The organism is Salipiger sp. HF18, from assembly GCF_011806505.1.
Lineage (GTDB): Bacteria > Pseudomonadota > Alphaproteobacteria > Rhodobacterales > Rhodobacteraceae > Salipiger > Salipiger thiooxidans.
This window is the reverse complement of the sequence record NZ_JAATOS010000873.1, coordinates 1-901: the sequence shown is the minus strand read 5'-3', so window position 1 is coordinate 901 and position 901 is coordinate 1. Positions and strand designations below refer to the sequence as shown.

The following is a 901-nucleotide window of genomic DNA, read 5'->3' as shown; positions in this document are numbered from 1 at the left end:
GGGGCGGGAGGCCCCCCCCCCGGGCCCCGCCCGAGAGCACCACCTGTTTCGTGCGGATCGTGCCCTTCTCGGTGACCACCGCCGAGACCGTTCCGCCGCACGTCTCGATGCCGCGCGCCGCGCAATTCTGGATCACCGCACCGCCGTGTTTCAGGATGCCCTTGGCAATGAGCGGCGCCGCGCGCGACGGATCGGCGATCCCGTCGGTGGGCGACCAGACGCCGCCCGCCCAGCTCTTGTTGGTGGCGCTGCCGCGCTCGGTCGCCTCAGCGGCGCTCAGCATCCGCGTGTCCACTCCCTGGCCTCGGGCGAAGATGCCCCAGCGCGCCCAGCCGTCGAGCTCGGCCTGATCGTCCGAGAGGTAGAGCAGCCCGCAGCGCCGGAAGCCGAGGTCCTCGCCGATGTCCGCGGCCATGTCCTCCCAGAGCGAGAGGCTCTTCGTGGACAGCGGCAGTTCGCGCGCGTCGCGGTTCTGCTGGCGGCACCAGCCCCAGTTGCGGCTCGACTGCTCGGCGCCGACGCGTCCCTTCTCGAGCAGCACCGCCTTCATCCCCGCCCGCGCCAGCCAGTAGGCGGCACTGGTGCCGACGATGCCCGCGCCGATCACCACACAATCGGCGGTTTCGGGCAGGTCGTTCCGAGTCTCGATGTGCAGCAAGGGGGCGGTCATGGTTTTCTCCTGTAGTCCCGGAATCTTCTACGATGGTGCCCCCAGATGCATGTGCCGGATCAAGGGCGTCACAGCATTTCCTGTCGAATGCGGATGACCTGAGGGCCACTCTGCGATAGTGCCCCGCGGCGTGGTGTAGGAAGCCGCGAGCGTAGCTGATCGCGAGGCTGGCGGTCATCGTCGATCTTCGGAGTAGGTTTGGGTTGCGACACCTGAAACCTGAGACGGAGA

General features: G+C 68.5%; 1 protein-coding gene. It reads right to left on the bottom strand.

From position 1 onward, the window contains the following. A partial coding sequence (locus tag HC022_RS27660) for an FAD-binding oxidoreductase (RefSeq protein WP_167454506.1) occupies positions 1-670 on the bottom strand: 670 nt, incomplete at its 3' end. Positions 671-901: the final 231 nt, after the last annotated feature.